Source organism: Longimicrobium sp. (assembly GCF_048594345.1).
Classification (GTDB): Bacteria; Gemmatimonadota; Gemmatimonadetes; order Longimicrobiales; family Longimicrobiaceae; genus Longimicrobium.
On record NZ_JBMDXM010000106.1, the window covers coordinates 1 to 11,195 of the forward strand.

Below are 11,195 nucleotides of genomic sequence, written 5' to 3' on the forward strand. Positions count from 1 at the left end.
CTTGAGGACGATGTTGACGATGCCGCCCGCCCCCTCGGCCTCGAAGCGCGCGGAGGGGTTGGGGATCACCTCCACCCGGTCGATGCGGTCGGCGGGGAACTGCTGAAGGAACAGCTCCAGCGACTCGCCCTGCATGGGCGCGGGCCGGCCGTTCAGGTAGATCTGCGCCGAGGTGCCGCGCAGCTGCACCCCGCCGTTCACGTCCACCTCCAGCTCCGGCACGCTGCGCAGCACGTCGGTGGCCATGCCGCCGGACGCCACGGGCATGTCGCGCGTGCTGTAGATGGTGCGGTCGGCCGCGACGATGGCGGTGGCGGCCTCGGTGCGCACCTGCACCTCTTCCAGCAGCAGCGTGGCCGCGGCCAGCTCCACGTTCCCCACGTCGCTGGTGCCGCCGGCGGTCACGGCGACCCCCGTCCGCCGCGCGCTGCCGTAGCCGATCCGCGACGCCTGCAGCGTGTACGTGCCCGGCGCCGCGACAATGCGGAAGCGCCCGGCCGCGTCGGTGTTGGCCCCCGCCACGGCGGAGGTGTCACCCGGCGCGCGCAGGGTCACGTTGACGGCGGGGAGCGGCCTGCCGGACGGCGACTCCACCACGGTGCCGGTAACGGTACCGTTCTGCGCCGCCGCGGGGGCGGCAAAGGCCAGTGCCGCGGCCAGCGCGGCAAACCATCCAGGATATGACTTCGAGAACCGCGTCATCATTCTGCTTCGGTCGGTTACGGCCACCCGCAGGGCGGCGATTCAGGCGGACGGCCGGGCCTCGCACGTCGCGCGCCGCCCGGTGTTCATCGTCCGCAGGGGTGACAGTCTCGGAGGCCGAAACGTTGGGCGGAGGTTGGTTCGTGAACGGGTGAACGGGTGACAAGGGAGTGGTGGCTGATGGAGCCGGGGGCGGCGCGACCCTCGGGCCCTCTCCCCCGACCGGCCTTTTGCTCGTTCCTCGCCACGGCGGTCGACCCCTCCCCCCGCTTGGGGGGTGGGGTGGTGCGGGGGGGGGGATGGCGTGCTCCGGATGAGGTTGCGGTAGGCGAATCGTCGCAGCGGGATCGAATTCTCCCCTCTCCGTGAGGAACGAACGGGGAGGGGCCGGGGGAGGGGCACCCCGTCGGGCGCAGTTCGATGGATGTCGCCGCACCGCGATCCGTCGGCCGTCGGCAGGTGTGGGTACGCACGCGGCCCTTTCCACGCGGTGCTCCGGGTGCCATTGTGCGGAGTGGGCCGCGATGGCCGCGGTGGAAAGAACGACACGGGAACGGAGGGATGGGGATGGCGCAGGGGAATGGAGATGCGGTGGCGGCGAGCGGAACCTTCCGCATCGGGGGAGAGCTGGAGGTCTATCGCCTGGGCTTCGGGGCGATGCGCATTACCGGCAAGGGGGTGTGGGGGCCGCCGGAGGACCGCGAGGAAAGCATCCGCGTGTTGCGGCGCACGGTGGAGCTGGGAATCAACCTGATCGACACGGCGGATTCGTACGGACCCAACGTGAGCGAGGAGCTGATCGCCGAGGCGCTGCATCCGTATCCCGCCGACCTGGTGATCGCCACCAAGGGCGGATTTGAGCGCACCGGGCCCGACCAGTGGGTCACCAACGGCCATCCCAAACACCTCCGCGCCACCTGCGAGGCCAGCCTGCGCCGGCTGCGGGTAGAGGCGATCGACCTGTGGCAGCTGCACCGCATCGACGAAAAGGTGGCGGCGGAGGACCAGTTCGGACTGATGTCGGACCTGATCGCCGAGGGCAAGATCCGCCACGCCGGCCTCAGCGAGGTCACCGTGGAGCAGATCGAGGAGGCGCGCCGCATCGTCCCCATCACCACCGTGCAGAACCGCTACAACGTCGCCGACCGCGAGTGGGAGGGCGTGCTGGACCACTGCGAGGCGCAGGGGATCGGCTTCATTCCCTGGTTCCCGCTCGCCGTGGGCAAGCTGGCCGATGCGGGTGGCCCGCTGGCCGACGCGGCGAAGCGCCTGGGTGCGGCGCCGTCGCAGGTGGCGCTCGCGTGGCTGCTGCGCCGCTCGCCGGTGATGCTCCCCATCCCCGGCACCTCCAGGGTCGCGCACCTGGACGAGAACGTCGCCGCCGCCACCCTGGAACTGACCGACGAGGAGTTCGAGCAGATTGCGGAGGGCGCGGAGGAGGAGTGAGGAGCGCCGCCGTGGGCGGTCGTGCCGTCCGCTGGAGCGAATAAATTCGCCGCTGGAGGGGCGCAAAGTCCACCTTCGTGGACTACAGGGCTGGCATCTCTGTGCCTGGCCGGGAACGATGTGTCGGCTCGCTGGAGCGAATGAATTCGCCGCTGGAAAGGCGCAAAGTCCACCTCCGTGGACTGCAGGGCTGGCATCTCCGCGCCTGGCCGGGAACGATGTGTCGGCTCGCTGGAGCGAATGAATTCGCCGCTGGAAAGGCGCAAAGTCCACCTTCGTGGACTACAAGGCTGACATCTCTGTGCCTGGCCAGGAACCATGCGTCGGCACATTCGTGGATGTGGTTCTTGACATCCGCTCCGTTCGTCCAGATTCTATCCGTTCCGACGTTAGTGCGGCTTTGGATTGGGAGGAACGGGATGGGGATCAATCACTCGAGCCGGGTGGATGTCTACCTTCACATCGTCTGGGCAACGTGGGACCGGGCGCCGCTGCTTACGCCTGATGTTCGCCCGCGCGTGTACCTCTGCATGCGTGAGGAAGCGGCGAGGCTGAAAGCAGAGATCATCGAGATTGGTGGGATCGAGGACCACGTGCACGTGCTGCTGCGGCTTCCGGCAACCGTGTCCATTGCGACGCTGGTGAAGCAGCTCAAGGGATCCTCATCCCACCTCGCGAATCACGAGGTGCTGCCGTGCGGATTCAAGTGGCAGGGTGGATACAGCGCCTCGTCCGTGTCGCGCCGCGCAGTTCCGCGGGTGCAGGAATACCTGCGCCGCCAGGAGGAGCACCATCGCGACGGCACCATCTATCCGGATGCGGAGCCCTGACGTACCACGGTGGAGCGGGATGCGCGAGGAACGTGAACTCACAGTCCGCGAAGGCGGACTTCGCGAATTTCCAGCGGCGAATTCATTCGCTCCAGCGGGACGGCACGAATCTGTTCGATACGGGAGACGGACGGCGCGAACCTCGTTTGATCCGCGACGATAATCATTCGCTCCGGAGAACCACCCACGAATCCGCGGGAGCAAGCACCATGAGCGACAACGGCGAGGTAGTCAGCCGCATCGGGCAGGAGAAGTACCGTACGGAGATCGTGGCGGGAGGGCAGACGCTGGTGGTGGACGAGCCGGCGGAGGTAGGGGGTGCGGGGGACGCGCCCACGCCGTATGACCTGCTGCTGGGCTCCATCGGCGCGTGCACGGCCATGACGCTGCGGATGTACGCCGACCGCAAGGGCTGGCCGCTGGAAGGGGTGACGGTGCGCCTGCGGCAATCCCGCTCGCACGCAAAGGACTGCGTGGATTGCGCGACCAGGCACGTGGGCCTCAACCAGATCGAGCGCGAGCTGGAGCTGGAAGGCCCCCTTACCGACGAGATGCGCGAGCGCCTGACGCAGATCGCCGACCGCTGCCCCGTAAAGCAGACGCTGGAGCGCGGCATCAACGTGGTCGCGGCCCAGACCGTCTGAGCGCCGCCCTCCTCCCGGGAGCGTTGCGCGGACGCCCGCCGCGCAGGCCGCCGCATGATGCTTGCGTTCCCTTCCGCTCCTGCCCTCTCGCTCCCCACCTCCGGAGACCGTCCGTGAGCGTATTCGCGCATTCGAGGTGGTTCTACGAACAGTTTTCCGAACTGGCCAGCCACATCCACAAGGCGGCGAAGCTGCTGGACCAGCTCTTTTCGCACCCGGAGCGCTCCGGTGATTTCCTGGAGGCGCTTGCGAGGCATGCCGCCGAGGCGTCGGAACTGCGCGACAGGGTGGTCGCCGAGATCGAGGACGTGCCCGTGACACCGCTGCCGCGCGAGGACGTGCACCGCGTGGCTTCCATGCTGGGCGACACCGTCCACCGCTTCAACGACGCGGCGCACCGCACCCGCACGCTGCACCTGGGCGCCACGCCGCCCGGGGCCCTGCAGATGTCCGCCGTGCTGGTGCGCGCCGCGGTGTGCATCGAGACCACCGTCGGCAGCTTTCGCCAGCGCGACTATCCCACGGCGCGCTGCGAAGAGATGGAGCAGCTGAACGACGAGGCGCGCGACATCTACGCCAGGTCCATCGAGGCGCTGTTCGCCGGCCACCCGGACCCGCTGGAGGTGCTGCGCTGGAAGGAAGTCTACGACGAGCTGGACCGGGCCGTGGAGCAGTGCCGCGCCATGGACCATGAGCTGGACGGCATCGTCCTCGACAACCGGGGGTGATGAAGGGGCGGGTGCCTCAGCGTCTCCCCTGGGGCGAATTCACTTCGCGGCTGGGACAACGCAATGTCCGCGTGCGCGGCCCCGCACGCGCCGGCCAAAGAGTGATGCCGTTTTTACGGTTCGTTGTGCACTCGTGGCGAATCCGGGTGAACACCAGTTGCACTTCCAGAACAGGGCATCTCACACGGGGTGAACGGGGTCAACGGTTTTGATCTTTACCGTTGACTCCGTTGACCCCGTTGACCCCGTGTGAGACAAGTCTTTTCCATGATGCGGGATCGAGTGCACATTGAACAGCGGGATTCAGTATGAGTATCTAACGACGCTGCTGGTTTAGCCCCACCATTTGCATGATCCCCCTCCCGCGGCGCACTTTGCCGGGAGGGGTTCTCGTTTTTCACACGGCACGCCGGGGACACTGATGGCGCACGATCCCACCTCGATCGCGGCGGTGCAGCCGCTGGACGCGCACAACCGGCGGCTGCTGGAGAACGTGCATCCGCCCGCGTGGTCCAATCCGGAGCCGAAGGACCGCTACCACCTGGTCGTCGTCGGCGCGGGGACGGCGGGGCTGGTGACGGCGGCGATCGCGGCGGCGCTGGGGGCAAAGGTGGCGCTCATCGAACGCGAGCTGATGGGCGGCGACTGCCTGAACGTGGGATGCGTGCCATCCAAAGCCATCCTTGCCGCCGCGCGCGCGTGGCAGGGGGCGCGCGACGCCGCGGAGCGCTATCACGGGCCCGCCGTGTCCGGCGACGGCGACTTCGCGGCGGTGATGGAGCGGATGCGGCGGATCCGCGCCGACATCAGCCCCGTGGACGGCGCCAGGCGATTCCGCGACGAGCTGGGCGTGGACGTGTTCCTGGGCGACGGCCGCTTTGTCGCGGAGGACGCGGTGGAGGTGGATGGAACGCGGCTGCGCTTCCATCGCGCGGTGATCGCCACCGGCGCCCGCGCCGCCCTCCCGCCGATCGAAGGCATCGACCGCGTCGCCTGTCTCACCAACGAGACCGTCTTCTCGCTGACGGAGCGGCCGGAGCACCTGGCGGTGATCGGCGGCGGGCCGATCGGGTGCGAGCTGGCGCAGGCGTTCGTCCGCCTGGGCGCGCGGGTGACGGTGATCGACGCCGGGCCCCGCATCCTGCCGCACGACGACGCCGACGCGGCGGAGGTCGTGGCCACGGCGCTGCGGAGAGAGGGGGTGGAGATCCTGACGGACGCGCGCATCGACTCCGTACGCGAGAGCGGGGCGGGGAAGACGATCCGCGTCACCCGCGGCGGCGAATCCGTCGAGATCACCGCCTCGCACCTGCTGGTGGCGGCCGGGCGCGCGCCCAACGTGGAGGGGCTGGGGCTGGAGGAGGCGGGGATCGAGTACGAGAAGAAGGGGGTGGCGGTGGACGAGCGGATGCGCACCAGCAATCCCCACGTCTACGCCATCGGCGACGTGGCGTCGCGCTTTCAGTTTACCCACGCGGCCGACGCGCAGGCGCGGATGGTGGTGCGCAACGCGCTCTTCTTCGGGCGGGGAAAGGCGACGGATCTGATCATCCCCTGGTGCACGTACACCAGTCCGGAGCTGGCGCACGTGGGGATCGCGCCGGACGAGGTGAGGGAGGCGGGGGAGGAGGTGGAGACGATCACCATCCCCATGCACGAGTCGGATCGCGCGAAGACCGACGGCACCACGGAGGGATTCTTTCGCGTGCACCTGAAAGCCGGATCCGACACCATCCTGGGCGCCACGCTGGTGGCGGAACACGCGGGCGAGATCATCAGCCAGGTAACGCAGGCCATGACGGCGGGGACGGGGCTGGGAAAGCTGGGCGAAACCATCTTTCCGTACCCCACCAGCGCCGAGGTGCTGCGCAAGGCGGCGGATGCCTGGAACCGCCGCAAGCTGACGCCCACGGCCAAACGCGCGTTCGGCCTGTTCTTTCGCGCGCGCGGCTGACTCCGGCGACCGCGGGTGTCGGGTCGCGCTGTACGCGAGCCGACACCCGCGTTACATTGTGCAAACGTTTTCACAACGACGGCATTCCTCTACGTGCCCATGCGTCCGCTCCGGATGCGCGATTCGCGTGGAGAATGTCCGTTTTTGGCGCGTTGCATACGCCTGCATGCGGTGGTTACCATTCATGCCCACGATTCCTCCAGCCACGCCTCCCGGCGGGTTTGGGCGCGTGACCTTTTTCTCCGGCGCGACGAACGCGCCGCACCTGGCCATGGTGCGGCGCCGCCGTTGGGGGAGGCGGTCTTGACCCGCGCGACGAGAGCCCGTGCACTGCGCCTGCCCATTCCATCCGTGACCGACTTTCGCGACGCGGGTCCGTGGTTCACCGAGGGGCCGGCCATGCTGGCCGCCGTCTCGCCGGCGGGGACCGTTCTGGCCTCCAGCCGCGCGGCGGCCCAGGCGGTGGGGCGCACGCCCGAGGAGCTGGAGGGCGTGGCGTTCTCCACCCTCTACCACCCCGAAGACCGGTCGGCCGCCTGTGCCGCCCACGCGGACGCCCTCTCCGCGCCGGGGACGGACGTGAGCCGTGCCCTGCGCAAGCTGCGCGCGGACGGCTGCGTTCTGCGGGTGGACGAAACGCTGCGGGCGATCGAGGGGACGGGCGGGACGGTGGTGCTCATCCACACGCAGGACGCCAGCGGCCGGAACGCGGATGTCGGCTCGCGTGAGGGTGAGGAGCGGTACGCGCTGGCGCTGGAAGGGGCCAGCGAAGGACTGTGGGACTGGGACATCGGGGCGCGGCGCCTGTCGCCCTCGCCGCGGCTGATGGCGCTGCTGGGCTACGCCGAGGGCGAGGTGGGGAACGACCCGGCCGAGTGGCTGGACCGCATTCACCCCGAAGACGTGGAGCACATGCGCACGGTGCTGGCCTTGCTGCGCAACGGCGAGCGGCCGTACGTGGAAAGCGTGCACCGCATGCGGCACCGCGACGGCGGCTGGCGCTGGACGCACGTGCGCGCGGTGGCGGTCATGGGGCCGGAGGGCGCCGCGGTGCGCGTGGCCGGCAGCCTGAGCGACGTGACGGACCGCAAGGTGGCCGAGGAGCTGCTGCTGCACAACGCGCTGCACGACGCGCTCACCGGGCTTCCCAACCGCACGCTGCTGCTGGACCGCGTGGGGCTGGCGCTGCGGCGCGGGTCGCGGCTGGGCCGCAGCTGCGCCGTGCTGTGCGTGGGGCTGGACGGGTTCAAGGTGGTCAACGACTCGCTGGGCCACGCGGTGGGCGACCTGCTGCTGGACAGGGTGGCGCGGCGGCTGGAGGGCGCACTGCGCGTGGCCGACACGGTGGCGCGGCTGGGCGCGGACGTCTTTGGCGTGCTGGTGGACGAGCTGAACGACCCCGCCGAGGCGCGGACGGTTGCGGAGCGGGTGCACGAGGCCATGCGCGAGCCGTTTTACCTGCAGGGGCGCGCGGTGTTCGCCTCGGCCAGCATCGGCATCGGGGGCGGGGGCGACGGCGCGGCGGCCGAGGTGCTGGTGCGTGACGCCGAGACGGCCATGTACCGCGCCAAGAAGCGCGGCCGCGCCGGTACCGAGATGTTCGACGCCACCATGCAGGCCACGGCGCTGCAACGGCTGCACCTGGAAACGGACCTGCGCGGCGCGGTGGACCGCGAGGAGTTCGAGCTGGCGTACCAGCCGGTCGTGTCGCTGGCGGACGGGCGCATCGCGGGGTTCGAGGCGCTGGCCCGGTGGCGGCACCCGGAGCGCGGGCTGCTGCAGCCGTCGGAGTTCATCTCCGCGGCCGAGGAGACGGGGCTCATCGTCCCCCTGGGCCGCTGGGTGCTGCGCGAGGCCTGCCGCCAGATGCGCGACTGGAACCGCCGCTACGGCGCGGCGCTTTCGGTGAACGTCAACCTGTCACCGCGCCAGTTCGCGGATCCGGCGCTGGCGTCGGACGTGGCGGAGGCGCTGCGCGAGACGGAGCTGCCGGCGGCGTTCCTCAAGCTGGAGATCACCGAGAACCTGCTGATGGGCGACGCGGGGGGCGCGGCGGCCACGCTGGAGGAGCTCAAGACGCTGGGCGTGGACCTGTGCATCGACGACTTTGGCACCGGCTACTCGTCGCTCAGCTACCTGCACCGCTTTCCCATCGATACGCTCAAGGTGGACCGCTCGTTCATCATGCGGCTGGGCGACGGGCAGACGGAGCAGATCGTCCGCACCATCCTGGTGCTGGCCAGGACGCTGGGGATGCGCGCCGTGGCCGAAGGCGTGGAGACGCCGGAGCAGGCGGATTCGCTGCGCGGGATGGGATGCGAGTACGCGCAGGGCTTCCGCTTTTCGCACCCCGTCGCCGGCGACGCCGCAGGGGCCATGATCTGGAGGCAGCGGCTGAGTGCGTGAGGGGGTACGAGGGTACGGGGTACGAGGGTACGAAAGTACGGGGTACGGGGTACGGGGTACGAAAGTACGGGGTACGAAAGTACGTTGGTGCGTGAGTTGGATCGGACCCTCTCCACCGTTTCGGTGCGGGAGGGTTCAATCGTTTCGTCGAGATGATGGCGTTTCACGCACGTCGGCGTGGCCCACGCAGGGACCTTGTCCCGGTTGCGGACGCACGGATGTCTGGAACGCCGCACACGCCCATGCCGCCGAGTCCGCGCAGGCGGACTTCGTGTAGTTGTTGCCGCGAATTTATTCGCCCGGGCAAGGCCGCCGGCACGATGTCCAGGACCCATCTCCATCCTTCCCTCCCTGCACGATCTCCTGTATCCCCCCACCCGAAACATCCCCGCCCCGATCCGCAAGAGTAGACCGCACCCCCGCCTCATCGTAGTTTTCTCCCCTCGTACCTTCGTACTTTCGTACCTTCGTACCCCGTACCTTCGTACCCCCGTTGTCTTCCGTCTACGCTCAAAAGATCGCCGCGGAGCTGGGGCTTCGCGCGCCGCAGGTTTCCGCCGCCCTGGAGCTGCTGCTGGCCGGCAACACCATTCCGTTCGTCGCGCGCTACCGCAAGGAAGCGACGGGCGAGCTGGACGAGGTGCAGCTTCGCGACGTCCGCGACCGCCACGAGTACCTGGCGGAGCTGGACGAGCGCCGCGCCGCCATCCTCAAGTCCATCGACGAGCAGGGCAAGCTCACGCCGGAGCTGAAGGCGTCCATCGACCGCGCGGAAACCAAGAGCGCGCTGGAAGACCTGTACCTGCCCTACAAGCCCAAGCGCCGCACCCGCGCCACCATCGCCCTGGAGCGCGGCCTGGGCCCGCTGGCCGAGGCGCTGTGGGCCGGGCAGACGACGGACGCGCAGCTCGCCGCGCAGGCCGCCGGCTTCGTGGACGCGGACAAGGGCGTGGCCTCCGCGGACGACGCGCTGGCCGGCGCGCGCGACGTGATCGCCGAGCGGGTGAGCGAGGACGCGGCGGCGCGCGCCTACGTGCGCGACCAGGTGCGCGCCAGGGGCGTGATGGAAAGCAAGGCAGCGCGCGGCAAGGAGAACGAGGTCAGCAAGTTCCAGGACTACTACGACTTTTCCGGGCCCATCAGGGACATGCCCAGCCACCGCATCCTCGCGGTGCGCCGCGGGGAGGCGGAAGGCTACCTCACGGCCCGCATCCTGGCCCCGGACGAGGAGCTGACCGGCGCCCTGCGCCGCAAGTTCATGGACGGACACCGCGCGCCGGAGCAGATGGGGCTCGCCGTGGACGACGCGTACCGCCGCCTGATCTCGCCTTCCGTGGAGGTGGAGGTGCGGATGGAGCTCAAGACGCGCGCGGACGAAGAAGCCATCGCCATCTTCGGCAAGAACCTCGAGGCGCTGCTGCTGCAGCCGCCCGCCGGGGGCCGGACGGTGCTGGGCGTGGACCCCGGCTACCGCACGGGATGCAAGCTGGCCGTCGTCAGCAGCACGGGCGCGCTGCTGGCCACGGGCGTGGTCTACCTGCACCAGGAAGACCGGGCCAGGCGCGAGCTGGCGAAGCTGGTCCAGGAGCACGGCGTGGAGCTGGTGGCGGTGGGCAACGGCACGGCCAGCCGCGAAAGCGACAAGCTGGCCAAGGAGGCCGGACGCGACCTCCCCGCGGACGTGCGCCCCGCCGTGGTGATGGTGAACGAGGCCGGCGCGTCCGTCTACTCCGCGTCGGACCTGGCGCGAGAGGAGCTGCCGGAGCTGGACCTTACCCTGCGCTCGGCCGTCTCCATCGCCCGGCGGCTGCAGGACCCGCTGGCGGAGCTGGTGAAGATCGATCCCAAGTCCATCGGCGTGGGCCAGTACCAGCACGACGTCTCGCAGACGCGCCTCAAGCGCCGCCTGGACGAGACGGTGGAATCGGCCGTGAACCGCGTGGGCGTGGAACTGAACACGGCCTCGCCGGCGCTGCTTTCGTACGTGGCCGGCATTGGCCCCACGGTGGCGCAGCGTATCGTGCAGCACCGCAACGAGGCGGGGCCGTTCCGCTCGCGCGCGGAGCTGCTCAAGAAGGTGAGCGGCCTGGGGCCCAAGACGTACGAGCAGGCCGCCGGCTTCCTTCGCGTGCGCGGCGGCGCGCACCCGCTGGACGCCAGCGCCGTGCACCCGGAGCGCTACGGGCTGGTGGAGCGCATTGCCCGCGACCTGTCCGTGGACATGACGTCGCTGGTGGGCAACGAGGCCGCCGTGGGCCGCATCGACGTGCAGAAGTACCTGGGCGACGGCGTGGGCCTTCCCACGCTGGAAGACATCGTGGCCGAGCTCAAGAAGCCCGGCCGCGATCCGCGCGAGCAGTTCGAGGCGCCGGCGTTCCGCGACGACGTCGACTCCATCGAGGACCTGCGCGAGGGGATGTCGCTTCAGGGCACGGTGACCAACGTGGTCGCGTTCGGCGCGTTCGTGGACATTGGCGTGCACCAG

9 protein-coding genes are annotated in these 11,195 nt (G+C 69.6%); 7 read left to right on the plus strand and 2 right to left on the minus strand.

What is annotated here, in order from left to right:
• On the minus strand, positions 1-702 hold a 702-nt coding region (locus ACOJUJ_RS11635; protein ID WP_420127043.1), incomplete at its 3' end, for a carboxypeptidase regulatory-like domain-containing protein.
• Positions 703-1,269: 567 nt separating this feature from the next.
• Here ACOJUJ_RS11635 and ACOJUJ_RS11640 point away from each other — a divergent pair.
• Together ACOJUJ_RS11640 and tnpA are read left to right on the plus strand one after the other, a co-directional pair.
• Positions 1,270-2,148, plus strand: a complete 879-nt coding sequence (locus ACOJUJ_RS11640; RefSeq protein WP_420127044.1) for an aldo/keto reductase — start codon at positions 1,270-1,272, stop codon at positions 2,146-2,148.
• Positions 2,149-2,567: 419 nt separating this feature from the next.
• Entirely contained in the window at positions 2,568-2,978 is a 411-nt protein-coding gene (tnpA, locus tag ACOJUJ_RS11645; protein WP_420127045.1) for an IS200/IS605 family transposase, read from the plus strand.
• 38 nt (positions 2,979-3,016) lie between these two features.
• Here the strand turns inward: tnpA and ACOJUJ_RS11650 are convergent, their stop codons facing one another.
• Positions 3,017-3,145, minus strand: coding sequence for a hypothetical protein (locus tag ACOJUJ_RS11650; protein ID WP_420127046.1), 129 nt, complete (start codon positions 3,143-3,145; stop codon positions 3,017-3,019).
• Between the two features lie 42 nt (positions 3,146-3,187).
• On the opposite strand from ACOJUJ_RS11650, the gene ACOJUJ_RS11655 reads away from it, so the two are divergent.
• The 5 genes from ACOJUJ_RS11655 to ACOJUJ_RS11675 all read left to right on the plus strand — a co-directional run.
• A complete protein-coding gene (locus ACOJUJ_RS11655; RefSeq protein ID WP_420127047.1) occupies positions 3,188-3,622 on the plus strand; it encodes an OsmC family protein in 435 nt (144 codons plus the stop codon).
• Between the two features lie 113 nt (positions 3,623-3,735).
• A complete protein-coding gene (locus tag ACOJUJ_RS11660; RefSeq protein ID WP_420127048.1) occupies positions 3,736-4,350 on the plus strand; it encodes a DUF47 domain-containing protein in 615 nt (204 codons plus the stop codon).
• Positions 4,351-4,771: 421 nt separating this feature from the next.
• Complete coding sequence (locus ACOJUJ_RS11665) at positions 4,772-6,304, plus strand: mercuric reductase (RefSeq protein ID WP_420127049.1); 1,533 nt, start codon at positions 4,772-4,774, stop codon at positions 6,302-6,304.
• A gap of 351 nt (positions 6,305-6,655) precedes the next feature.
• Complete coding sequence (locus ACOJUJ_RS11670) at positions 6,656-8,710, plus strand: putative bifunctional diguanylate cyclase/phosphodiesterase (RefSeq protein WP_420127050.1); 2,055 nt, start codon at positions 6,656-6,658, stop codon at positions 8,708-8,710.
• Positions 8,711-9,203: 493 nt separating this feature from the next.
• Positions 9,204-11,195 (plus strand): Tex family protein (locus ACOJUJ_RS11675; protein ID WP_420127051.1); only part of this gene is annotated, 1,992 nt, incomplete at its 3' end.